This window comes from Brevibacterium samyangense, from assembly GCF_039529845.1.
Lineage (GTDB): Bacteria > Actinomycetota > Actinomycetes > Actinomycetales > Brevibacteriaceae > Brevibacterium > Brevibacterium samyangense.
Genome location: NZ_BAAANO010000013.1, coordinates 18208 through 39914 on the forward strand (window position 1 = coordinate 18208; position 21707 = coordinate 39914).

Below are 21707 nucleotides of genomic sequence, written 5' to 3' on the forward strand. Positions count from 1 at the left end.
CTCACCTCCGCGGCGCCTCGGCGCGTGTACGTGCAGGGGGCGTGCGGCGGGAGCAGCCGCCGGGGAAGGTGTCGCGGCATTCATTCCGACCCCACCCACGGACGGATCGGGCCTGTTAGAATAGTGGTCCGTGGTGAATCGGTTGAGCTCAGGCGAGCAGAAGACAACACGGCAGATCTTCGTCACGGGAGGCGTCGTGTCCTCCCTGGGCAAGGGACTCACGGCTTCGTCCCTCGGACACCTCCTCGCGCAGCGGGGCCTCAAGGTGGCCATGCAGAAGCTCGATCCGTACCTCAACGTCGACCCGGGAACGATGAACCCGTTCCAGCACGGCGAGGTCTTCGTCACGGACGACGGCGCGGAGACCGACCTCGACATCGGACACTACGAGCGATTCCTCGACCGTCCGCTCGACGCCTCGGCGAACGTCACCACCGGTCAGGTGTACTCGCGGGTGATCGCGAAGGAACGCCGCGGTGAATACCTCGGTGACACCGTGCAGGTCATCCCGCACATCACCGACGAGATCAAGGAACGCATGCGGGCGCAGGCGAACCGCACCGACGGTGAGGCGCCCGACGTCATCATCACGGAGATCGGCGGCACCGTCGGCGACATCGAGTCGCAGCCCTTCCTCGAGGCGGCCCGTCAGATCCGCACCGACATCGGACGCGAGAACGTCATCTTCGTCCACGTGTCGCTCGTGCCCTACATCGCCCCCTCCGGCGAGCTCAAGACCAAGCCCACGCAGCACTCGGTCGCGACCCTCCGGTCGATCGGTATCCAGCCCGATGCGATCGTGCTCCGCGCCGACCGGGAACTCCCGGACTCGATCCGCGGCAAGATCGCGGCATTCTGCGACGTCGACCCCGAGGCAGTCGTGCCGTGCGTCGACGCCCCGAGCATCTACGACATCCCGAAGGTCCTCCACGGCGGCGGACTCGACGTCTACGCGATCCGCAAGCTCGGCCTGCCCTTCCGCGACGTCGACTGGTCGAAGTGGGACGAGGTCCTCGAACGCGTCCACCACCCCGCGCACACGCTCGAGATCGGCCTGGTCGGCAAGTACATCGACCTGCCGGATGCCTACCTCTCCGTCACCGAGGCCCTGCGTCACGGTGGTTTCGCGAACGATGCGAAGGTGAACATCCGCTGGATCGCCTCCGACACCTGCGAGACCCCCGAGGGCGCCGCCGAACAGCTCGCCGGCCTCGACGCCGTGTGCGTGCCCGGTGGCTTCGGAGTCCGTGGCATCGAGGGCAAGCTCGGTGCGCTCCGGTACACCCGGGAGAACGGCATCCCGACCCTCGGTCTGTGCCTCGGCCTCCAGTGCATGGTGATCGAGTACGCGCGGAACGAGGCCGGTATCGCCGATGCCTCGTCCTCCGAGTTCGACCCGGAGACCCCGTCGCCGGTCGTCGCGACCATGGCGGAGCAGCTCGACATCGTCGACGGTGAGGGCGACCTCGGTGGCACGATGCGCCTCGGCCTCTACACCGCGAACCTGCTGCCGGGTTCCGTGGCCGCGCAGGCCTACGGTTCCGAGGAGATCCAGGAACGTCACCGTCACCGCTACGAGGTGAACAACGCGTACCGTCCGCAGCTCGAGGAGGCCGGACTCGTGATCTCCGGTACCTCGCCCAACGGTGAGCTCGTCGAGTTCGTCGAGCTCCCGGCGGACGTCCACCCGTACTACGTCTCCACCCAGGCGCACCCGGAGCTCCGCTCGCGTCCGACGAACCCGCACCCGCTGTTCGCCGGTCTCGCCGCCGCCGCTCTCGCACGCAAGGGCTGAGCGCCGCCGTGCAGGACGAAGCGCCGCTCGCCGATACGTTCGGAGTCCCCGAGATCCGCGACCACGAGACCGTGTACACGGGACTCGTGTGGGACGTCGTCCGGGAGACCTTCGTCCTGCCCGAGAGCGACCGTCCCCTCACGCGGGACTTCGTCCGGCACCCCGGGGCCGTCGCCGTCGCCGCGATCGACGAGACCGACCGGATCCTCCTCATCCAGCAGTACCGTCACCCGGTGCGTGCGCGGGAGTGGGAGATCCCGGCCGGTCTCCTCGACGTGGCGGGGGAGGAACCCCGGCTCGCCGCCTCCCGCGAACTCGCGGAGGAGGCCGACCTCCGGGCGGAGAACTGGCACGTCCTCACCGATCAGCTGTCCTCTCCCGGGGGGATCAGCGAGTGCATCCGGATCTTCCTCGCCCGGGACGTGAGCGCCCTGCCCGAGGCGTTCGCCCGGGATGCCGAGGAGTCCGGCATCGTGCCCCGTTGGGTCCCCCTCGACGAGGCGCTCGAGGCCGTCCTCAGCGGTCGGATCGCGAACGCCACCGCGTCCCTCGCGATCCTCCACGCCCATCACGCCCGCGCCCGCGGGTGGACGGGTCTGCGCCCGGCGGACGCACCGTGGCCGGCGCGGGAGGTCGCCCCGCTGCCGGACGGGGCCTGAGTGGCGCGCCACGGCACCGAACTCCTGCCCGAGGCGCCGGCCGGTCTCCTGCGTGACGCCTCGGCGTATCTCACCCACCTCGAGCTCGAGCGGGGACTCTCGCTCAACACACTCGACGCGTACGCCCGTGACCTCGCGAAGTACCTCACGTGGCTCACGGAGCAGGACGTGCGGGAGTTCGCCGCGGTGGGCGAGGACGACATCCGGACCTTCTCCGCGGTGCTCGCGGAGTCCGGACTCGCGGTCCGCTCCCGCGCCCGCACACTCGTCGCGGTGCGGCGGCTCCACGCGTATCTCCACGCGGAGGGCCGCACGCCCACGGACCCCGGCGCCGAGGTCGCGCCCCCCTCGGACACCGAGCGACTGCCGAAGGCGCTCTCGGTCTCCGAGGTCGAACGGCTCCTCGGCGCCGTCGTGGGGGACGAACCGGCCCAGCTGCGGACCCGTGCCCTCCTCGAGTTCCTCTACGCGACGGGCGCCCGGATCTCCGAGGCCGTCGGTCTCGACATCGACGATCTCGATCTCAGCGAGGGTGTCGCGCGCTTGTACGGCAAGGGCAACAAGGAACGCCTCGTGCCCGTGGGGTCGATGGCTCGGGACGCGCTCGGTGCCTGGATCGTCCGGGGCAGGCCGGAGTTCGAGAAGGCGCGCGCCCGTGGTGTCCACGCGCGGGACAGAGCGGGGGCGGTGTTCCTCAACCGGCGGGGCGGGCGGCTGAGCCGGCAGTCCGCGTGGACGGCACTCGTGCACACCGCGGAACTCGCGGGTCTCGAGGGGCACGTGTCCCCGCACTCGCTGCGTCATTCCTTCGCGACGCACCTGCTCGAGGGCGGCGCCGACATCCGGGTCGTCCAGGAACTCCTCGGGCACTCCTCCGTGACGACGACCCAGATCTACACGAAAGTCACAGGGGACACGCTCCGGGAGGTGTACGCCCTCACCCACCCGCGCGCGAGACACTGAGCGGGCGCGATAGTGTGGAGTGCATTCATCGTGAGTGCGTTCGTGACGAGCGCATTCGACGGACAGAAAGGGTGGGGAACCTCCGTGGTCGACTCTCAGCAGAAGTTGGATATCCCGGGAACCGAGGACCTCGGTCCGACCGGACGTCCGCGGACGGTCTTCGCTGAACCCGCACCTCTCGAGTCCCACGGCCCTGCGCGCATCATCGCGATGGTGAACCAGAAGGGCGGTGTCGGCAAGACGACGTCCTCCGTGAACCTCGGCGCGGCGCTCGGCGGATACGGCCGGAAGGTGCTGCTCGTCGACTTCGACCCGCAGGGTGCCCTGTCGGTGAACCTCGGGATCAACCCGCACGAGCTCGAGAAGAGCGTCTACAACCTCCTCATGTCGCCGCGCCTCGACCCGCACGAGGTCATCGTGCACACCGAGGCGCCGAACGTCGACGTCATGCCGGCGAACATCGACCTCTCTGCCGCGGAGATCCAGCTCGTCGGCGAGGTGGCCCGCGAGCAGGTGCTCGCGCGCGTCCTCGAGAAGGTCGCCGACGAGTACGACGTCATCATGATCGACTGCCAGCCCTCGCTCGGGCTGCTCACCGTGAATGCGCTCACCGCCGCGCACGGTGTCATCATCCCGCTCGAGACCGAGTACTTCGCCCTCCGTGGCGTCGCCCTCCTCGTCGAGACGATCGAGAAGGTCCAGGACCGTCTCAACACCGGTCTGCAGATCGACGGCATCCTCCCGACGATGTACGACCCGCGCACGCTCCACGCCCGTGAGGTCATCCAGTCCGTCGTGAGCGCGTTCGGTGACAAGGTCTTCGAGACTGCGATCCGCCGGACCGTGAAGTTCCCCGACTCCTCCGTCGCGGCCGAACCGATCACGACCTTCGCCCCGACCCACCCGGGTGCGGACGCGTACCGCCGTCTCGCCCGGGAACTCGTGGCCCGCGGAGGGGCGCCCTGAGCACCAGCACGGACGAGGTGGAAACCGGGACCACCGGGTTCCACGTCGATCTCGAGAACTTCTCGGGACCCTTCGACCTCCTTCTCGGGCTCATCGCAAAGCGCAAGCTCGACATCACCGAGGTCGCCCTCGCCGAGGTCACGGACGAGTTCCTCGCGTACGTCGCCGGGCTGCGGGGGAGGGAGAACCTCGAGGAGCTCTCGCAGTTCCTCCTCGTCGCCTCGACCCTGCTCGATCTCAAGACCGCGCGACTGCTGCCCGGCGGTGAGGTCGAGGACGAACTCGATCTCGACCTCCTCGAGGCGCGTGACCTGCTGTTCGCCCGGCTCCTCCAGTACCGCGCGTACAAGGCGGTCTCCCAGGTGCTCCGGGCGGCCTTCGAATCCGCCGGTGCGAAGGTGCCGAGGCGCATCGGGCCGCCCGAGGAGTTCCGCGGACTGCTGCCGCCGCTGCGGATGACCGCCGGCCCCGAGGTGCTCGCGGAGATGATGGCCGCGGTGCTCCAACGGGACCACATGCCACCGACCGTGAGCACCGAACACCTCCACCTGCCGCAGGTGAGCGTGCCCGAACAACGGGCGATCGTGCTCTCCCACCTGCAGGAACACGGGCGCACGGAGTTTACCGAGCTCGTTGCGGACGCGGAGTCGACGCTCATCGTCATCGGGCGCTTCCTCGCGCTCCTCGAACTGTTCTCCGCCCGCCTGTGCACTCTCGACCAGTCGTCCCCGCTCGGGGAGCTGTGGGTCGAGGCGACCGAGAAGGAGGCCGCATGACCACCGACAGCAGTGCAGGTACCGGCCCCGGTACGGGTGCCGGGGCCGGCGGATCCACGGGGTCCACCGAGCTCACCGGGGCCGAACAGGGTGTGCGCGCCGGCGTCGTCACCCCCGAGGTGCTCTCCGCTCTCGAGGCGGTGCTCATGGTGGCCGATCGGCCGCTCGAACCGAACGACCTCGAACCGGCACTCGGCATCCCGGCGGCGGCGATCGCGGACGCGCTCGCCCACCTGTCCGCCGATTACGACGGTGACCTCGACGGCCGGGTTCGCGGGTTCGAACTGAGCCGGGTGGCCGGGGGCTGGCGCATCCATTCGCGGGCCGAGCACCACGATGTGGTGAAGGACTTCGTTCTGGGGGGAGCGACGTCGAAGCTCTCCCAGGCCGCTCTCGAGACCCTCGCGGTCGTCGCCTACCGCCAGCCGGTGACGCGGGCCCGGATCTCCGCGATCCGCGGTGTCAACGTCGACGGTGTCGTGCGGACGCTGCTCCTGCGCGGCCTCGTCGTCGAGTCCGGGGTCGACGAGGTGAGCGGAGCGACGCGCTATGTCACCACGCCCGAGTTCCTCACAACGATGGGACTGCAGTCGCTCGAGGACCTCCCCGACATCGCTCCTTTCCTCCCGTCCGAGGAGGACCTGCCGGGCGAGGAATGAGGGCGGTCCGTGCGCCTCGGCGGCGGGCGAATCCAGGGCTTTGCGCTGCCGGCAGGAGTCGTTCGCCGGCACGAGTCGTTCGCCGGTGGGACGGGGTCAGCCGCAGTCGGGGCCGTCGGGGTTCTCGAGGCAGTTCTCGTCGACGAGGTATTTGTGGAAGCGGAAGACCTCGAGGGGGAGTGGTTCGCTCTCGACGGAGGCGGTGCCTTCGATGATGATCCAGTTGCCGCCGGCGATGGAGAACATGCCCGAGTACACGGTGGTGAGTCGGACGGTCACGGGTCCGGGTTCGGTGTAGCTGTGGGTGATGGTGGCCTCGTCGACGGTTTCGGGGGTGCCGCCGGTGTTCGTGGTGGAGTAGGTGGTGCCGTCGCCGAAGTCCCATTCGTATCGGATGGGTGTGGCGCGGACCTGGACGGGGAAGCCGAGGAGTTCGAGGTCGATGTAGCGGGTGTTGCCGTCGGCGTAGAAACCGGTTTCGCGATTCGTGACGGCCCAGGAGGCGGGGACGGCGTGGAAGTCGCTGGCGGGGATGTCGAAGGACTGGAAGTCCGTGGTGGTGATCCAGGGGAGAACGACGGGTTCGGGTGCAGGACCGCCGTCCTCGGTGGGATCGCAGAGGTAGGCGACGGGTTCGCCGGTGGAAGGGACGTTCACGATCCCGCACATGGTGTCGAGTTGTTGCATGGGACCGTCGTAGGAGCTTGCCGATCCGGAACTGGTCGAGCCACCTTCGGAATTCTTACTGGATACGCCTCCAGCTGATGAGTCGTTCGCAGACGAGCGTGCGGGAGGCTGGAACTTGCTCTCGACTCCACAGCCGCCACCGGTTCTCGGGCCGAACCCACAGCCTCCAGAAGGGACTCCCCACGCTGGCACAGGGATGAACGAAGTCGTAATGCCGAGCATCAGGATCAGCGCAATGATGACTGCTCGGGCGGAACGGGTCATGAACACGAATCTCCGATTAGGGCTTGTTCTGAGATCAGCCACTGATCGTCGTACTTCGCTGCAACGTACTCGAAAAGCGAAGCGGCGGTGAACTCAGGGTTATTCGAGAATGTGTATGCGGCCTCTGGTACGCAACCTTCGATGACGACAAAGGGAAGCGGCGTTTCATCAGCGATCTCGAGATCGACGTAGCTGACGGCCTGGCTGACATGGAAGATCTCGCCCTCCAACACCGTGCCCTTGTCACGCTGGTCGGCCGCTGTTTGTTGGGTTTCAAGAAGGACCGCATCGCTCGCGACGTTCTCGAACTTCTCGGCTCCTTCGCCGCCGGAACTGAACACCTCGTTCGACACCGCGATGTATTCCTCGAGGGCGGTCACCGCTGCGTCGGCGGCTTCCTTCTCCTTGACCGACAGCGCGAGGTCGGTGGTGTATTCCGGCGCATCACCCGTGTCGTCGCGGCCTGCCCCGTCGCCGCCGCGATCGGAGTCGACGCCGGTGCCGGAGGTGTGGGGCGCCTCGGCGGGGGAGTCGACGCCGGGCGCTACCGAGACGGACGTGCTCTCCGACGTGCCCTCCGACGTGGTCGGGGTGACGAGCGCGTGCGGTTCCGCATCGCGGGTGCCGCACGCAGCGAGAGCGAGTACGACGGCCAGACCCGCGGCGGCACGTCCACCCGCGGACAGGCCGATGGCGGCGGATTCGGAAGCTGGGCGCGAGTTCGGGGAGCACGGCGGGGTCATGGCCACGACACTAGCGACGGGCCTCGGGCAGGAACAGACTCCATCCGTAAATTGTGGATAAGCCACCGCCGGGGGTGAGCCGCTCGGCGACTGGACCGTTCCAGCGGTTTGCTCTCTCGGCACCGGTTCATTCCGTGCCTCGGACGGCAAAGTGCTGCCGTCGGTCGTCACCCGTCCCTGTCCGGCGAGGAATGAGACCTGGGTCGCTCCGGGCCCGGATACACGCCTCGGCGTCCGAATGGATGCGAGAATAGGAACCATGAAACCCACAGATCCGCGTTCTCCCGGACACAAGTCCAAGCGTCCCACCCGCAAGCAGCGGGCGATGAAGGCGGCAACGGAGTCCGCCGGTCCGCACCCGGACGTCCACCGCCAGGACGGGGTGCGGTTGCAGAAGGTCCTCGCGGACGCCGGCCTCGGCTCCCGGCGTGCCTGCGAACAGCTCATCCAGGACGGTCGGGTCGAGGTCGACGGTGTCGTCGTCCGCGAACTCGGGACCCGCGTGGACCCGCAGGCCCAGAGCATCCACGTCGATTCGATGGTGATCACCGCGCACACCGACAAGGTGTATCTCGCGTTCAACAAGCCGCGCCAGGTGGTCTCGGCGATGAGCGACCCCGAGGGCCGGCGGAACCTCAGTGACTACCTGAAGAACCGCCACGAGCGGCTGTTCCACGTCGGGCGCCTCGACTACGAGACCGAGGGCCTGCTCCTCGTGACGAACGACGGCGAACTCGCGAACCGCCTCACGCACCCGCGGTACGAGATCCAGAAGACGTACCTCGTCGAGGTGCGGGGGCAGGTGGCGAAGGACGTCGGCGCCCGCCTCAAGGCCGGTATCGAACTCGACGACGGCATCGCGCGGGCGGACTCCTTCAAGCTCCTCGACGCGACCCCCGGGTACTCGCTCGTCGAGATCGTGCTCCACTCGGGCCGCAACCGGGTCGTGCGCCGCATGATGGAGGCCGTCGGCAACCCGGTGACCCGCCTCGTGCGGACGAAGTTCGGGCCGATCAACCTCGCCGAACAGCGCCAGGGCAAGATGCGCGATCTCCGTCCCGACGAGATCACCGCGCTCATGGAGGCCGTCGGGCTGTGACCGGAGTACACGTCATCGGGACGGGCCTTCTCGGCACGTCCCTCGGACTCGCGCTCACCCGCGCCGGGTGGACCGTCACCCTCGCGGACGCCTCGCCGACCGCGCAGCGGCTCGCCGCGGACATGGGCGCCGGGACGGTCTCCGATCCCGAGGCTCCCGCGGTCGTCGTCGTGTGCACTCCGCCGGACGTCGCCGGCCCCATGATCGTCGACGCACTGCGTCGCTGGCCGGACGCGACCGTCACCGACGTCGCGAGCGTGAAGTCCGCCGTGTTCGAGGCGGTCCGGCGGAACGTCGGCCGGCCCGATCTCGACCGGTACATCGGCTCGCACCCGATGGCCGGGCGTGAACGCTCCGGCGCGATCGCCGCCCGTGCCGACCTCTTCACGGCCCGACCGTGGGTCGTGTGCTCGGACGAGGACACCCCACCCGAGCGCCTCGCGCAGGTCGTCGCCATCGCCGAGGCGGTCGGCGCCGTCGTCACGCACCTCGACCCGGACTTCCACGACGCCTCCGTGGCCCGGGTCTCCCATGCCCCGCAGGTCGTCGCCTCGCTCATGGCCGCCCAGTTGCGGCAGATGCCGGACGAGGGTGTTGCCCTCGCCGGGCAGGGTCTGCGCGACGTCACCCGCATCGCCGCCTCGGATCCGGGACTGTGGACCCAGATCCTCGCCGGCAATGCCCCTGAGGTCGCCACGGTCCTCAAGGGGATCCGCGCGGACCTCGACGCCGTCATCGAGGCTCTCGATCTGCGCGACGGCGCCCTCCGCACGCTCGCGGGTGCGATCGCCGCCGGCAACGAGGGCCACGATCGGATCCCCGGCAAGCACGGACAGGCACCGGCGAAGTACGCCGACATCACCGTGTACATGGACGACGAACCCGGTTCGCTCGCGCGGCTCTTCGCGGACGTCGGGGACCTCGGCATCAACGTCGAGGACGTGCGGATGGACCACGCGCCGGGCATTATGCTCGGAAGCGTCGACATCTCGGTGCTCCCGGCCCAGGCCCACGCCCTCGTCGAGGGACTCACGGCCCGGGGCTGGTGGGTGCCCGAATCGGAACTCGAAGCCGCCGCGGAGGACCCCGCAGGCGGCTCCACCACTGCCACTCACGACTCCCCACTAGTCGGGACGACTACGGAAGAAGGACAACGATGACAGTCATCGCGATCGACGGACCCAGCGGCGTCGGCAAGTCGAGCGTCTCGCGCGAGGTCGCGCGGCGCCTCGGGTACGGATACCTCGACACCGGAGCGATGTACCGCGCGATGGCGTGGTTGTGCCTCTCACGCGGCGTCACCGACGCCGGTGACGTCGTCGAGCAGGTGCGCGGCGCGGATCTCGAGATCTCCACCGACCCCGACGTCCGGGAGATCTTGGTCGACGGGATCGACGTGACCGAGGAGATCCGTTCCCCGGAGGTCTCGACGAACGTGCAGGTCGTCTCCGCGGTGCAGGACGCCCGGGACGAACTCATCCAGATGCAGCGCGACGTCATCGCCGCCACGGCACCGGGCATCGTCGTCGAGGGCCGCGACATCACCACCGTCGTGAGCCCGGACGCCCCCGTCCGCATCCTCATGACGGCGGACGAGGCCGTGCGCATCGCCCGTCGCGCGAAGGAGAACACGGGCGGGGCGGACGCCGCCGCCATCGCCGCAACCCGTGCCCAGATCGCCGACCGTGATGCGAAGGACTCCGCGACGACGTCCTTCCTCACCGCCTCGGACGGCGTGCACACGCTCGACACCACCCACATCACCTTCGAGGAGTCCGTCGCCGCCGTGCTCGGCCTCGTCGAGGCAGCGCAGTCGGCACAGGCGGCGGCAGGAGAGCAGGGAACCGACAATGGCTGATACCCCGGACATCGAAGAATTCGACGCCGCACCGGACGAGGACCTCGCGAGCCGCGTCGCCGCGATCGACGAACAGGATGCGGCCCAGCGTGCGGAGGCCCTGCGCTCGGGCCTCGAGGACTACGACCTCGAGGAGGAGGACCTCTCCCTCCTGCGGGCCCACGGGTTCGAGGACGAGGACGAGGTCGACGAGGGCGCTCCGCCGGTCCTCGCGATCGTCGGCCGCCCGAACGTCGGCAAGTCGACGCTCGTCAACCGCATCCTCGGCCGCCGCGAGGCGGTCGTCGAGGACGTCCCCGGTGTCACCCGTGACCGGGTGAGCTACTCGGCGTTCTGGGGCGGTCGGAAGATCACCCTCGTCGACACCGGAGGGTGGGACATCGACGTGAATGGCATGGCCTCGCGGATCGCGGACCAGGCGGAGATCGCGATCGACCTCGCGGACGCCGTCCTCTTCGTCGTCGACTCGACGACCGGACCGACCGCGACGGACGAACACGTCGTCCGCATGCTGCGCCGTTCGAAGAAGCCCGTCATCCTCGTCGCCAACAAGGTCGACGACGAGCGCGGTGAGCTCCAGGCCGCCGAACTGTGGTCCCTCGGGCTCGGCGAACCGCACCCGGTCTCCGCGATGCACGGCCGAGGCGTCGCCGACCTCCTCGACGTCGCCCTCGAGACCCTGCCCGAAGTCTCCGCGATCGACCAGAAGCGGGAGGAGGGCGGACCGCGCCGCGTCGCCCTCGTCGGCCGGCCGAACGTGGGCAAGAGCTCGCTGCTCAACAAGCTCGTCGGGTCCGAGCGCGTGCTCGTCTCCGACCTCGCCGGGACCACCCGTGACCCGGTCGACGAACTCGTCGAACTCGGGGGTCGGCAGTGGCGTTTCGTCGACACCGCCGGCATCCGCAAGCGCGCCAAGCAGTCCACCGGTGCGGACTTCTATGCGGCCCTGCGCACGCAGACCGCGATCGAACGGGCCGAGGTCGCCCTCGTCCTCCTCGAGTCGAACGCCCGCCTGAGCGAGCAGGACGTCCGCATCATCAAGACCGTGACGGAGGCCGGCAAGGCCCTCGTCATCGTCTTCAACAAGTGGGACCTCATGGACGAGGACCGGCGCTGGCAGCTCGAGCGGGAGATCGAACAGGATCTCGCGCACGTGTCCTGGGCGCCGCGCGTGAATCTCTCGGCGATGACGGGTTGGCACACCGATCGCATCGTCCGGGCGATGACGACCTCGCTCGAGAGCTGGGACACCCGGATCTCGACGGGCCGCCTCAACGCCTTCCTCGGTGAACTCGTCGCCGCGAACCCGCACCCCCTGCGTGGCGGTAAGCAGCCGCGCATCCTGTTCGGCACGCAGGCGTCGAACCGTCCGCCGCGTTTCGTCCTCTTCACCACCGGGTTCCTCGACCCCGGGTACCGCCGGTACATCGCGCGCCGTCTCCGGGAGACCTTCGGCTTCGAGGGCACCCCCATCGAGATCAGCATGAGGATCCGGGAGAAGAGGAAGCGGAAGTGACCGACGAGGTGGACACCGGGAAGCACGGCGGGCCCGGTTCTTCACCGGCTGCGCCGTGGCCCCGGTTCCTCCTCGTTGTCCTGGGGCTCGCCGGCCTGGCGTTCGCCGTCCAGTTCGTCAGCGGGATCCAGGAACTCATCGCCCCGGTGTTCCTCGCGCTCAACCTCGCGATCGTCGCGTACCCCGTGCAGCGGCGTCTGCAGGCGGCGCGGGTGCCGCGGTTCCTCGCGGCGATGGTGACGGTGCTCATCGTCCTCGTCATCATCGTCGGGTTCTTCACGATCACGGTGTGGTGCCTCGCAGAACTCGTGCTCGTGATGCCGCAGTACACCGAGCAGCTCACCGAGGTGTGGAACGACCTGCTCGCGCTCGTGCTCTCGTGGGGTGTGAGCCCGGAGTACATCGCCGATCAGCTCGAGAACTTCGATTTCTCGAGCCTCACCGGTGTGGCGACCTCCGTGCTGAGCAATGCGACCTCGGTCGTCGGTCTCCTCACGACCGCGATCATGGCGGTGTTCTTCATCGCGATGGATTCGATGTCCTTCCCGCAGCGGGTCGCGATGACCCGTCGGGTGCGCCCCGAGTTCACCGCCGCCATGTTCTCCTTCGCCGACGGCGTCCGTCGGTACTGGGTCGTCGCCACGGTGTTCGGCCTCATCGTCGCCGTCCTCGACATGGTCGCGCTCGCGATCATCGGAGTCCCGCTCCTCTTCGTGTGGGGCGTCCTCGCGTTCCTCACGAACTACATCCCGAACGTCGGCTTCATCGTCGGGCTCGTCCCGCCGGCGCTCATCGCGCTCATCGACGGCGGGTGGATCGACGCCCTCTGGGTCGTCATCGCGTACTGCGTCCTCAACTTCGTCATCCAATCGATCATCCAGCCGAAGTTCACAGGCGAGTCCGTCGGCGTCACGCCTTTCATCTCCTTCCTCTCGCTGTTCTTCTGGACCTGGGTGCTCGGCCCCCTCGGCGCACTCCTCGCACTGCCGTCGACGCTCCTCGTCAAGGCGTTCCTCGTCGATGCGGACCCGCGTGCGACCTGGGTGAACAACCTCATCGCCTCCGACCTCACGACGGGTTCGGGTCTGCCGGTGCGCGGCGCGATCGGGTTTCCCTCCCGGCAGGCCGTGGCCGTGACCGGGGTGCACGGCACGGTGCCGTCGGCCGATGACGGGGGAGAGGCGTCAGCTGAGGCGGGGGCGGACGGCACCCGGGTGCCCGGAATGCACCGGCCGAGGCGCCGCGACGTCGTCGTCCCCGCCACCGGGGAGTTCCCGGTCGTCAACGAGAGAGCGTCCGAGAGCTAGTCCGAGGCGTTCCTCCGGAAAGTACGCTGACCCACCGAACGTTCGGGCGATCTGGGGACAAAAGCGAGTTCCCCGCAGGTGGTGCCGGGGCCGCGGTTTCGCGCCTACAGTGAGGTATGGCCGAAATCCTCGAGATCCATCCCGACAACCCACAGCCCCGGCTCATCGCCAAGGTGGCAGATGTGCTCGCCGACGGCGGGCTCGTCGCCTACCCGACCGATTCCTGCTATGCGCTCGGGTGCGCGCTCGACAACAAGGCGGGCATCGAGCGGATCATCCGGATCCGGAAGCTCGATTCGAAGCACCATTTCACGCTCATGTGCCATGACTTCGCGCAGCTCGGGCAGTTCGTCGTCGTCGACAACCACGCGTTCCGGACGATCAAGTCGCTCACTCCGGGCCCCTTCACCTTCATCATGAAGGCGACGAAGGAGGTCCCGCGCCGGATGATGAATCCGAGGAAGCATTCGGTCGGCGCTCGGATCCCGGAGAACGCGACGGCACTCGCCCTCGTTGCGCAGGTGGGCGAACCGATCCTCTCCTCGACGCTCCTGTTGCCGGGTGACGAGGATCCGCTCACGCACGCGGACGATGTCGACGCCGCGATCGGGCACGAGGTCGACATCATCGTCGATTCCGGTGTGCCCGGTACCGTGCCGACCTCGGTCATCGACTTCACCGGTGGGGGAGTGGAGGTCCGCCGCGAGGGCGCCGGCGACGTGAGCCGGTTCCTGTAGAGGCGCACGGCCGACCGGTCAACTTGTAGCAGCCCAGGAAGGGAGTCTCCATGAGTGTCGAGAACGACGACCGTGACTTCAGCCCCATGCTCTACGACGTCATGCGTGAGCTGGCGACGCAATTCAGTGGCCGCTACGTCGAGTGGATGGACCAGGCGGCGACCGAGGCAGACGAAGCTCATTGGCAAGCCGAGCATTTTCGGGTGATGCGCGAGGTTCGAGCCGTCGATCCCGATAGCCGGTCCGCGATTGAAGCGCACACGGCGAAGTTGCGGGTCGAGTTGGAGAAAATGCCGTTGCACGCTCCGGTCCTCGCATGAGCGCCGAACTCACCGCGGAAGAGTTGAAAGCGCGGTTCGAATGACGTGTGATCCCTTATCTCGATGCAGAACGTTCGTCGTTCACGGGCGGTCAGCAATGGCCGCCCGTTCTCGTCTATACGGGAGGTCAACCGGGAGCGGGAAAGAGCCGAGCGAATGAACGCGCATCACAAGCGCGACCTTCACTGGTGCCGATCATTGGCGACGATCTTCGGCAGTTCCATCCTCCCTATGCTCGGCTCATGAGGGAGGACCCCCTGTCAATGCCCGCGGCGACGGCTCACGCTTCGCGGACATGGATCGGCATGTCGGCGGAGTATTTGCGTGAGCAGCGCGCAGATGTGCTCATCGAGACCACGCTGCGGTCGCCGGACGCGATGGCATCGACGATTGCGAGTTTCCGGCAGTCGGGTTACGTCGTCGAGCTCCGTGTCGTCGCGGTGCCGCACGAGGTTTCGCGTCTGTCGATGATCGAGCGCTACACGGGTCAGGTCGAAGCGAATGGCGTAGGCCGGTGGACACCGTCGGCGGCGCACGACGAGGCGTTCGCCCGTGCTGTGACTACGGTCGAACGCCTGGTGGCATCCGGGGCCGTTGATCGGTTTGTTATCGAGGATCGGGCCGGAACGGTGCTGTTCGATCGAAGCTATTTCGGCATCCGCGATGACGGGCTGCAGAGCGCAGGCGCGGAGGCCGCTGTCGCGTTCGAGGGCGCGCGTGCTGTCGATCAGATGACGCCGACGGCCGCACAGTCGTGGATCGCCCTGGCCTCGGAACAGATCACGCGCGTACACGAGCTGGGACAACGTGACCGTGATCTTCTCGCGACGCTCGACCGTGTGAGGACGGTCGATGCGCCGGCCCTCGCCGCCCGCGCTTATCCCGAGGACCCCAAGCGTGCTCGAGAGGTCGTGCGCGAACTCGGCTCATCAGCCGTGGGGGAACCACCGAGGCGCGGCCTGCCTTAGCGTGCTGAACTCCGCGGAATACGGTTCGCGCTTCTCGCTCGGATCTCGTACCGTTGATGTTGAACACCCCGGAACCGTCCCTGTAGCCCTGTGCGGAGGGCCGATCACACGGCCGGGGTTTTGCTTTTCTGCACGCGGCAGGGACGGTACAACCTCACGCCTCCAACCGGTGCAGCGGCTCAGTCGGCTCGGTACTGTCATCCACCGCCGCACGCGCGCGGAAGATGTCGATGACCTCGGCCAGCCCTTCCATGTCGTCATCGCTCCACACCGCAGTGGGGCCACCGGAGTGCAGCCCGGTGTACGGCGGGCAGAAGAGCTGCTGCATCTCCATGACGCCGTTCGCCGTGAGTTGGTCGATCATGAAGCGCAGGAAATGCAGCTGGACGTCGGTGAGTGACCGGCCGGCGATGAACCGCTCGATCTCCTCGTTGACCGCCTGCCTGTCGAGTCCGACGAGCCGCCGCAGGAAGATTCCCAGCCCTTCCCCGGACGCCGCCGCGACGTCATCGGGTGTTCCGATCCCGTTGTCGACGAGAATCCCGGACAGCACCGTGAGGTCGTGCGGAAGGAGCTGGAGATTCCGATACAGCTTCTGTACTGCGAGCGTGTCGAGGTGCGCCTTCAGATAGGCACGGGCCTTCTCCTCGAACTTCGCCGTGTCGACGCCCGGGGTTCCCTGCGGTACGGCTGCTCCACCGGCACCCGGCAACCCGGTCCCGCCGAGGCCGTCCGCACCGGCCTCGGACGGCACCACCTCGTCGTCGAAGTCGAGGATCACTGCTTTGCGAAGAATCGTATCGACGTACTTCATGACGCCGCGAAGTTTGGCCCGGACGTTCTCGAGTTCCATGACGGTGACGTCCGTCCACCATTCCGCGTCGGCGATCTCCACGAGCAGATCGTGCACGGCTTTCACGGACGGGATCCGCTGCTTCGTCGGCGAGAGGAGGTTCTCCGCCTGCGTGCGGATCCGCTCCCTGCGCGCTGCGAAATCCGCGCCGTTCTCCTCACCGGTGAGGACGGCCAGCTGGAGGGTGAGTAGCGAGAGGTCGAAGAGCTTCGCCTGCGCGTCAGAACGGTCTTCGTCGGTCGACGGAAGTGACGCGACGTCCTCGATGAGTGAGTCGACATCACCGTTCGACAGAGAGGTCCACGCTGAGTCCTCCTGCCACCGTTCGACCTCGCGCATGTGTTTGCGCACGAGAAGGTTGTCGGCCGTCATCCCGTTCACCCGACCGCGGAGGGCACTGACGGCGAGTGCACGAAGGGCCGGTGCGCCGGGGGCCTCGGGAACACCTGGACCCGTACCCGCATCATCGATCGCGCCGATGATCCTCGCACGGGCGGCGAAGATTCGCGTGGACACGGACGGTGAGGGGGACGAGCGGACATCGGCCGGGTCCTGTCCGAAGTACTCAAGATTGCCGCAGAAGTCGAAGACCTTGAACCCGGTCTTGTCGAGGCCAGGGCCGAAGAGATCGGGCCGAAGCCGAGTGCCGCGCCCCACCATCTGCCAGAACTTCGTCTTCGAGTGGACGGGCTTGAACATCACGAGGTTGACGACCTCGGGGACGTCGATTCCCGGCAGGTGGTGTCCTCGGTGAAGAATCGTCCGCATCCGGAGCAGGTGTACCGGCGGATCCGCAGGATGACCGTGGTGGGTCGGTGTCCGAACGGAGCGTGGGCGAGCCTGCGGGTGCGAGTCCCGCGCGGGATTCCTTCACACCCGCACAAGGTGCACCACGGATCAGGGGTGGTGAGCCTGCACTCGAGGAACGCCCGCGAGGCAGTGATGCGCTGACCGGTCGCGTGCAGGCCGAGTTCGTGAAGGTTCGTGAAAGCAGCAAGATCGACTGGATCGAAGGTACCGTGGTGCATGTCGAGGTCTTTCTCGGATGGTTTGTGTAGGAACTTCCATCTTCGAGGAGACCTCGACGTCTTTCCTCTCAACGGCGCGCCGGCCGAGCCGACTACCTCGCTACACCCTCAACTGCGAAGAGCCGGATTACTTCCGAGTGAATGCGTTAGTGGTTCGCACTTGATTGCCGCGTGAGCCATTTTTGCCCCGCGTACTCCCGCAACCCCAGCGTGTTCACCCAGATCCGGGTGAGCGTGTCGACGAGGCGGGCCTTCCCCTCCTCGGTCGCGTAGTACGGATCCGGGTCGTCGACGTAGATGTGATAGCAGAGGCGACTCACCATCGAGGAGAGCGCCTGCGCCGTGAGCCGCGCGTCGAGGTGCGGGTCGACGGACTCGGCCGCCTGGAGTCGCTGGATGCTCCGCGTGTTCCGGTCGACGAAGCGTTTGGCCCGCATCATCCGCTGCTCCTGGATGCCGGGCACGACGTGCGCCACCTGCTCCATGAGATGCATGAGGTCCGCGTCCTGCACGTACGCCTCGACGTACCGCCGATTGCCCTCCCGGATCCTGCCCTCGGGGGAGTCCGGGTGTGCGTCCGGCGACGCACTCGACCTCGCAGACGCGCCGAACCCTGAACCCGCCCCCGACTCCACCGACGGCCCCGGCAGCATCGCCCGGTCCGTCGTACCGTCGATGACGGCCGCGAGGATCTCCTCCCGGTTCCGGAAGTACGTGTAGAGCGTGCCGGTCGAGCAGCCGGCCCGCGCGGTGATGTCCGAGAGACGGGTATCCGCATACCCCTTCTCCGCGAACACCGCGCGGGCCGCCGCCACGAGCTCGGCACGCGTCCGACGTCCCTTGTCACCGCGTGCCACGGGCGCTCACACCCCCAGGTACGCGGCGCGGACGTCCTCGTTCTCCATGAGGCCCGCAGCGGCTCCCGACTGCACGACCCGCCCCTCGGAGAGCACGTACGCCGAATGCGCGATCCGCAGGGCGAGCCGGGCGTTCTGCTCGGCGAGGAGCACCGCGATCCCGGACTCGTTCACCCGTTTCACGGCATCCATGACCTCCGCGGTGACGAGCGGCGCCAGGCCGATCGACGGCTCGTCGAGCACGAGGAGCTTCGGGTCGGCCATGAGCGCCCGCCCGATCGCCACCATCTGCTGTTGCCCGCCCGAGAGCGAACCGGCCGGGTCCTTCCGTTTGTCCGCGAGGATCGGGAAGAGCGCGAACACCCGCTCGAGGCCCTCCCGGATCCGACCGGCATCCCGGTGGTGCGTGTACGCCCCGAGCGTGAGATTCTTCTCGACCGACATCCGCGCGAACAGGTGCCGGCCCTCCGGAGCCTGGGCGATCCCGGCCCGCACGATCGCGCTCGCCCGCGCCCGCGTGAGCTCCCGGCCCTCGAAGGTGATGGACCCACGGCGGGCCCGCAACAGCCCGGACACCGTCCGGAACAACGTCGACTTCCCGGAACCGTTCGCCCCGAGAATGACCGTGAGTTCACCCGGGGGCGCCGTGATCGTGATGTCCTCGAGCACGTCGATCGCGTCGTACCCCGTGCTCAGCCCATTGATCTCGAGCATCAGCGTGCCCCTTCCTGTGCCGGTGCCGTCGGTCCTGTTGTGGAACTGCCGGCCCCGGTCGGACCGGCGCCGGCCGCCTCGGCAACGGCTGCTTCCTCCGCGTCCTCGTCCCGCCCGAGGTACGCCTCGATGACGCGCTCGTCCGAACGGATCTGGGCGGGCGTGCCCTCGGCGAGCATCCGCCCGCGTTCGAGGACGAGGATGTGATCGGCGAGCGACATGATCATCGACATCTTGTGCTCGACGAGGCACACCGTGATCCCGCGTGCGGCGATCGCCCGGATGAGGTCCGCGAATCCCGCGGTCTCCTCCTCCGTGATGCCCGCCGCCGGTTCGTCGAGGAGCACGAGCCGGGGTTCCGTCGCAAGAGCGAGGGCCACCGCGGTGCGTTTCTGCACCTCCTGCGGCACCTCGGCCGCCGGTTCGTGCGCAAACCCGGCGATCCCGGCGAACTCGAGCTCCGCCATCGCCACCGCGAGGTTCTCCTTCTCCTCCCGCCGGTTCCGCGGCGTGTGGAGGACGGCGTCGAAGACCGTCGACCGCGACCGCACGACCCGTCCGGCGAGGACGTTCTCGAGCACCGTCGCCTCCTCGAAGAGGTGCGTCGTCTGGAACGTCCGTGCGATCCCGCGCTTCACCGTCCGGTGCGGCGCCATCCCCGTGATGTCCTCACCCTCGAAGGTCACCCGGCCGGACGTCGGCGTGTAGTACCCGGCGAGGAGGTTGAAGAACGTCGACTTCCCGGCGCCGTTCGGGCCGATGATCGCGGTGATCGACCCCTCCTCGACCGCGAGGCTCACGTCCTTCACCGCATCGAGTCCACCGAACCTCTTCCCGAGGCCCTCGGTCCGCAGGATCGTCATGACGTCCCTCCTCGTGTCGACGCGCCGGCCCTCGGCGCGGTGTCCTCGGTCGGTGCGTCCGCGGACGCGGAGCCCACTCCGTCCGCGGAGTCGGTCCCGTCCGAGGCACCGGCTCCCTGCCCGGGGGCCGTGTCCGCCGAGGCGAGTGGCGCCTCGGCGCCCTCCGGTGTGCCGGCGGCCGTGGCCGCCTTCCGCACCACCCGGGCCGAGGCGCCCGTCCCGGTGGCCGACCCCACCCGCCCGCCGCCGAGGCGGCCGAGCAGCGCGCTCCACGCACCGGCGATCCCGCGCGGGGCGAAGATGACGAGGAGGATGATGATCGGCCCGAGCACGAGGAACCGGTAGGACTGGAAGTCCTGGAACAGCTCGAAGAGGAACACGACAAGCACCGATCCGATGAGCGGGCCGAAGACCGTGCCCATCCCTCCGACGAGGAGGAACATGAGCATCTCGAACGTGAGGTTCACGCTCGCGGACGCCGGGCCGAGGAACCCCATCGTCGTCGCGTAGAGCCCACCGGCGAGGCCCGCGACCGTCGTCGAGGCCGCGAACGCGAGCTGCTTGCCGAGGCCCACGTTCACGCCGATCGACCGCGCGAGGTCCTCGGACGTGCGGATCGCCATGAGGTTCCGGCCCACCGTCGACCGTTTGATCGCCCAGGTCGCGTAGACGACGAGGACGAGGAACACGACGGCGAGGTAGTAGAGGGCGACGGGGCTCGAGAAGTCGACGATCCCCGCGCCCTCGGGGAACTTCACCCCGATGATGCCGCTGTGGGCGTGCGTGACCGCGTCCCAGCGACCGATGACGAGGTAGATGACCGTGCCGACAGCCATCGTGTAGATCGCGAAGTACTCCTCCTTCGTCCGCAGGGCGAGCAGGCCCGCGAGGTATCCGCCGACCGCGGTCCCGAGGATCGCCACGGCGAACGCGGCCCAGAACGACCAGTCGTGGTCGACCGTGAGGATGCCGACGATGTACGCCCCGATCCCGAAGAATCCCGCATGCGCGAGCGACAGCTGCCCGGTGAGGCCGAGGATGATGTTCATGCCGTACGCCGCGATCGCATACACGACGGCGGTGGTGACGAGCCGCAACGTGTAGTCGCTGCCCGAGAGCAGCAGCGGTGCGAGCACGAGGACGAGGGCCCCGAGGACGACGAGCCCCCGGGTGATGTTCACCTGGGAGAGAGCACCTGCCTTCCTCATCGTGCCACCGCCTTCGTGAACAGGCCCTGGGGTTTGATCGCGAGGACCGCGATGAGGACGAGGAACGCGATCGCCTCACCGACCCCCGAGGAGATGTACGTGGAGGCGAGCGATTCCGCGACACCGAGAGCGAATCCGCCGACGATGGCCCCCGGGACGGAACCGAGTCCGCCGAGGATGATGATCGCGAAGATCTTCGTGTCGAGGGCGACGCCCATCGTGGGGGAGAGGAGGTTGATCGGGGCCACGAGGCCGGCCGCGATCGCCGCGAGGGCCGCGGAGAGACCGAGGGTGAGCATCGACACCCGGTCGGGATTGATCCCGACGAGCGAGGCGCCCGTACGGTCCTGCTCGATCGCCTCGATCGACTGCCCGTGCACGGAGCGTTTCATGAAGACCGCGAGCAGTCCGAGGATGAGCACCGCGGTGACGACGATGATGATCCGCTGCCAGTCGACCTGGGCGCCGAGGATCGTGGCGTTGCCGGACACCGGGGAGGGCATCTGCCGGAAGTCCGCTCCCCAGATGGCCTGGGCGAGTGCCTGGAAGAAGAACATCGCCCCGATCGCGGCGATCATGTGGTGCGTGTGCGGTTTGTTGCGCAGCGGGTGGAAGATGAGCCGCTCCATGAGCACGCCGACGCCCGCGAGGACGACGATCGCGATGCCAATGGCCGCGATGTAGGGGACACCGAGCGTGGTGAGCGCGAAATAGGTGACGTACGCGCCGAGCATGTAGAGCGAACCGTGCGCGAGGTTCGGGATGCGGAGCACACCGAACACGAGCGTGAGGCCGATCGCGACGAGGCAGTAGACGCCCCCGAGCGCGAGGCCGTTGAAGACCTGTTGGAGGAGGAGATCCATCGAC

The 21707-nt window shown here is 68.1% G+C and carries 23 protein-coding genes; 14 read left to right on the plus strand and 9 right to left on the minus strand.

The window, feature by feature from the left end; genetic code table 11:
* The first annotated feature begins 133 nt into the window (after positions 1–133).
* The 6 genes from pyrG (at position 134) to scpB (ending at position 5818) form a co-directional block, all read left to right on the plus strand.
* A complete protein-coding gene (gene pyrG / locus ABD172_RS06875; RefSeq protein ID WP_425546667.1) occupies positions 134–1795 on the plus strand; it encodes a CTP synthase in 1662 nt (553 codons plus the stop codon).
* Positions 1796–1803: 8 nt separating this feature from the next.
* Positions 1804–2454 carry an NUDIX domain-containing protein gene (locus ABD172_RS06880; protein WP_344308179.1) on the plus strand — a complete coding sequence of 217 codons (651 nt, stop codon included), beginning with the start codon at positions 1804–1806 and terminating at the stop codon, positions 2452–2454.
* The gene (gene xerD, locus ABD172_RS06885; protein WP_344308181.1) at positions 2455–3417 is read left to right on the plus strand and encodes a site-specific tyrosine recombinase XerD; all 963 of its coding nucleotides are present in this window, start codon (positions 2455–2457) and stop codon (positions 3415–3417) included.
* An 84-nt stretch (positions 3418–3501) separates the two neighbouring features.
* A complete protein-coding gene (locus ABD172_RS06890; protein WP_344308183.1) occupies positions 3502–4383 on the plus strand; it encodes a ParA family protein in 882 nt (293 codons plus the stop codon).
* A gap of 17 nt (positions 4384–4400) precedes the next feature.
* A complete protein-coding gene (locus tag ABD172_RS06895) occupies positions 4401–5159 on the plus strand; it encodes a segregation and condensation protein A (protein WP_344308185.1) in 759 nt (252 codons plus the stop codon).
* Positions 5156–5818 carry an SMC-Scp complex subunit ScpB gene (gene scpB / locus ABD172_RS06900; protein ID WP_344308187.1) on the plus strand — a complete coding sequence of 221 codons (663 nt, stop codon included), beginning with the start codon at positions 5156–5158 and terminating at the stop codon, positions 5816–5818. Before ABD172_RS06895 ends, scpB begins: the two co-directional genes overlap by 4 nt.
* 96 nt (positions 5819–5914) lie before the next feature.
* On the opposite strand, the gene ABD172_RS06905 is transcribed toward scpB, so the two are convergent.
* Both ABD172_RS06905 and ABD172_RS06910 read right to left on the minus strand, forming a co-directional pair.
* Positions 5915–6505 carry a PKD domain-containing protein gene (locus ABD172_RS06905; RefSeq protein WP_344308189.1) on the minus strand — a complete coding sequence of 197 codons (591 nt, stop codon included), beginning with the start codon at positions 6503–6505 and terminating at the stop codon, positions 5915–5917.
* Positions 6506–6765: 260 nt separating this feature from the next.
* Positions 6766–7512, minus strand: coding sequence for a hypothetical protein (locus ABD172_RS06910; protein WP_344308190.1), 747 nt, complete (start codon positions 7510–7512; stop codon positions 6766–6768).
* A gap of 259 nt (positions 7513–7771) precedes the next feature.
* Here ABD172_RS06910 and ABD172_RS06915 point away from each other — a divergent pair, with 259 nt between their 5' ends.
* The 8 genes from ABD172_RS06915 (at position 7772) to ABD172_RS06950 (ending at position 15317) form a co-directional block, all read left to right on the plus strand.
* The gene (locus ABD172_RS06915) at positions 7772–8611 is read left to right on the plus strand and encodes a pseudouridine synthase (protein WP_344308191.1); all 840 of its coding nucleotides are present in this window, start codon (positions 7772–7774) and stop codon (positions 8609–8611) included.
* Entirely contained in the window at positions 8608–9771 is a 1164-nt protein-coding gene (locus tag ABD172_RS06920) for a prephenate dehydrogenase (RefSeq protein WP_344308193.1), read from the plus strand. The genes ABD172_RS06915 and ABD172_RS06920 overlap by 4 nt, the downstream gene beginning before the upstream one ends.
* Complete coding sequence (gene cmk / locus ABD172_RS06925) at positions 9768–10469, plus strand: (d)CMP kinase (RefSeq protein ID WP_344308195.1); 702 nt, start codon at positions 9768–9770, stop codon at positions 10467–10469. Before ABD172_RS06920 ends, cmk begins: the two co-directional genes overlap by 4 nt.
* A complete protein-coding gene (gene der, locus ABD172_RS06930; RefSeq protein WP_344308197.1) occupies positions 10462–11985 on the plus strand; it encodes a ribosome biogenesis GTPase Der in 1524 nt (507 codons plus the stop codon). Before cmk ends, der begins: the two co-directional genes overlap by 8 nt.
* The gene (locus ABD172_RS06935; RefSeq protein WP_344308199.1) at positions 11982–13292 is read left to right on the plus strand and encodes an AI-2E family transporter; all 1311 of its coding nucleotides are present in this window, start codon (positions 11982–11984) and stop codon (positions 13290–13292) included. The genes der and ABD172_RS06935 overlap by 4 nt, the downstream gene beginning before the upstream one ends.
* Before the next feature lie 116 nt (positions 13293–13408).
* Positions 13409–14029 (plus strand): L-threonylcarbamoyladenylate synthase, encoded by a 621-nt coding sequence (locus ABD172_RS06940; RefSeq protein ID WP_344308201.1) that lies wholly within the window; start codon positions 13409–13411, stop codon positions 14027–14029.
* A gap of 50 nt (positions 14030–14079) precedes the next feature.
* Positions 14080–14349 carry a hypothetical protein gene (locus ABD172_RS06945; protein ID WP_344308203.1) on the plus strand — a complete coding sequence of 90 codons (270 nt, stop codon included), beginning with the start codon at positions 14080–14082 and terminating at the stop codon, positions 14347–14349.
* Positions 14350–14396: 47 nt separating this feature from the next.
* Positions 14397–15317: a zeta toxin family protein gene (locus tag ABD172_RS06950; RefSeq protein WP_344308205.1), complete on the plus strand. Its 921-nt coding sequence runs from the start codon at positions 14397–14399 to the stop codon at positions 15315–15317.
* A 154-nt stretch (positions 15318–15471) separates the two neighbouring features.
* Here ABD172_RS06950 and ABD172_RS06955 read toward each other — a convergent pair whose 3' ends face one another.
* The 7 genes from ABD172_RS06955 to ABD172_RS06985 all read right to left on the minus strand — a co-directional run bounded on the left by ABD172_RS06955 (position 15472) and on the right by ABD172_RS06985 (position 21703).
* Complete coding sequence (locus ABD172_RS06955) at positions 15472–16938, minus strand: type I restriction-modification enzyme R subunit C-terminal domain-containing protein (protein WP_344308207.1); 1467 nt, start codon at positions 16936–16938, stop codon at positions 15472–15474.
* Complete coding sequence (locus ABD172_RS06960) at positions 16869–17198, minus strand: transposase family protein (RefSeq protein WP_425546660.1); 330 nt, start codon at positions 17196–17198, stop codon at positions 16869–16871. The genes ABD172_RS06955 and ABD172_RS06960 overlap by 70 nt, the downstream gene beginning before the upstream one ends.
* Positions 17199–17344: 146 nt before the next feature.
* Positions 17345–18055, minus strand: a complete 711-nt coding sequence (locus tag ABD172_RS06965) for a TetR/AcrR family transcriptional regulator (protein WP_344308209.1) — start codon at positions 18053–18055, stop codon at positions 17345–17347.
* Between the two features lie 6 nt (positions 18056–18061).
* Entirely contained in the window at positions 18062–18769 is a 708-nt protein-coding gene (locus ABD172_RS06970; protein WP_344308211.1) for an ABC transporter ATP-binding protein, read from the minus strand.
* Complete coding sequence (locus ABD172_RS06975; RefSeq protein ID WP_344308213.1) at positions 18769–19632, minus strand: ABC transporter ATP-binding protein; 864 nt, start codon at positions 19630–19632, stop codon at positions 18769–18771. The genes ABD172_RS06970 and ABD172_RS06975 overlap by 1 nt, the downstream gene beginning before the upstream one ends.
* Positions 19629–20840, minus strand: coding sequence for a branched-chain amino acid ABC transporter permease (locus tag ABD172_RS06980; RefSeq protein WP_344308215.1), 1212 nt, complete (start codon positions 20838–20840; stop codon positions 19629–19631). The genes ABD172_RS06975 and ABD172_RS06980 overlap by 4 nt, the downstream gene beginning before the upstream one ends.
* Complete coding sequence (locus tag ABD172_RS06985; RefSeq protein WP_344308217.1) at positions 20837–21703, minus strand: branched-chain amino acid ABC transporter permease; 867 nt, start codon at positions 21701–21703, stop codon at positions 20837–20839. Before ABD172_RS06985 ends, ABD172_RS06980 begins: the two co-directional genes overlap by 4 nt.
* Between the last annotated feature and the right edge of the window lie 4 nt (positions 21704–21707).

Excerpts from the sequence above, each read along its gene's own strand:
- ABD172_RS06955 (WP_344308207.1), bottom strand. The coding sequence starts at position 16,938 with ATGCGGACGATTCTTCACCGAGGACACCACCTGCCGGGAATCGACGTC.
- ABD172_RS06910 (WP_344308190.1), bottom strand. The coding sequence starts at position 7,512 with ATGACCCCGCCGTGCTCCCCGAACTCGCGCCCAGCTTCCGAATCCGCC.
- ABD172_RS06970 (WP_344308211.1), bottom strand. The coding sequence starts at position 18,769 with ATGCTCGAGATCAATGGGCTGAGCACGGGGTACGACGCGATCGACGTG.
- scpB (WP_344308187.1), top strand. The coding sequence starts at position 5,156 with ATGACCACCGACAGCAGTGCAGGTACCGGCCCCGGTACGGGTGCCGGG.
- ABD172_RS06905 (WP_344308189.1), bottom strand. The coding sequence starts at position 6,505 with ATGCAACAACTCGACACCATGTGCGGGATCGTGAACGTCCCTTCCACC.
- ABD172_RS06980 (WP_344308215.1), bottom strand. The coding sequence starts at position 20,840 with ATGAGGAAGGCAGGTGCTCTCTCCCAGGTGAACATCACCCGGGGGCTC.
- ABD172_RS06940 (WP_344308201.1), top strand. The coding sequence starts at position 13,409 with ATGGCCGAAATCCTCGAGATCCATCCCGACAACCCACAGCCCCGGCTC.
- ABD172_RS06915 (WP_344308191.1), top strand. The coding sequence starts at position 7,772 with ATGAAACCCACAGATCCGCGTTCTCCCGGACACAAGTCCAAGCGTCCC.
- ABD172_RS06945 (WP_344308203.1), top strand. The coding sequence starts at position 14,080 with ATGAGTGTCGAGAACGACGACCGTGACTTCAGCCCCATGCTCTACGAC.
- ABD172_RS06960 (WP_425546660.1), bottom strand. The coding sequence starts at position 17,198 with ATGCACCACGGTACCTTCGATCCAGTCGATCTTGCTGCTTTCACGAAC.
- ABD172_RS06985 (WP_344308217.1), bottom strand. The coding sequence starts at position 21,703 with ATGGATCTCCTCCTCCAACAGGTCTTCAACGGCCTCGCGCTCGGGGGC.
- ABD172_RS06975 (WP_344308213.1), bottom strand. The coding sequence starts at position 19,632 with ATGACGATCCTGCGGACCGAGGGCCTCGGGAAGAGGTTCGGTGGACTC.
- der (WP_344308197.1), top strand. The coding sequence starts at position 10,462 with ATGGCTGATACCCCGGACATCGAAGAATTCGACGCCGCACCGGACGAG.
- cmk (WP_344308195.1), top strand. The coding sequence starts at position 9,768 with ATGACAGTCATCGCGATCGACGGACCCAGCGGCGTCGGCAAGTCGAGC.